We start from the raw sequence: 695 nt of genomic DNA, 5'->3' as shown, positions 1-695 counted from the left end.
CTAGATGATGGACGGACGGTTAATGGGATTGATTATTTAGGTGAGCCGAGAGCAGGTAAAGTGATTGCTATTTTTGGTGATACTGAGCCAACGGAGCAGGCGCGGTTACTGGCTCAAAATGCTGATGTAATGGTGCATGAAACAACGTTAGAAAATGCGTTTCATGAAAAAGCCAATGAGCGTGGACATAGTACGACTGGGCAAGCTGCGCAGTTAGCACGTGATGCTGGAGTGAAACGGTTTATCGCAACGCATATTAGTGGCCGTTATAGTGCAGAGGACGTACCTATGTTACTGGCTGAGTGCCAGGCTATTTTCCCAAATACCGAAATAGCCGCCGACTATTTGACGATTAAAATTTAAAATTAAACCACCTAAAGCTCAGGCTAGGTGGTTTTTTACTTATTCGCTTTGGTTGGGATAGGGTTCAAATTGATGTTGATCGTCACTCATTAAACTCATCAATCTATAGTTAACGAATAATTTTTCCCTTCCAACCTGCATTTCATGTAATACATTAATATCACAAAGCTTTTTTAGATACTCTGATGCAGTTTGTCGTTGTGCGATTTTTTTATCAACTAAATTTTTGATCCGGCAGTAAGGTTGTTCGAAAATGCACTGTAATAATTCATAGCTATAAACATCATTATGATGTGTTTTAATATATGAAGATGTCAGTTCCATTAAATCAC

General features: G+C 39.1%; 1 protein-coding gene and 1 pseudogene. One reads left to right on the top strand and one right to left on the bottom strand.

What is annotated here, in order from left to right; all coding sequences use genetic code 11:
• On the top strand, positions 1-363 hold a 363-nt coding region (locus ABN217_RS19405), incomplete at its 5' end, for an MBL fold metallo-hydrolase (protein WP_349459877.1).
• A gap of 39 nt (positions 364-402) precedes the next feature.
• On the opposite strand, the pseudogene ABN217_RS19400 reads toward ABN217_RS19405, so the two are convergent.
• Positions 403-695, bottom strand: a pseudogene (locus tag ABN217_RS19400) (Fic family protein); the annotation flags it as partial.

The organism is Proteus sp. fly-1067, from assembly GCF_040139345.1.
GTDB classification, from domain to species: Bacteria; Pseudomonadota; Gammaproteobacteria; order Enterobacterales; family Enterobacteriaceae; genus Proteus; species Proteus vulgaris_B.
The sequence above is the reverse complement of the archived record's forward strand: the minus strand, read 5'-3'. Positions and strand labels throughout refer to the sequence as shown.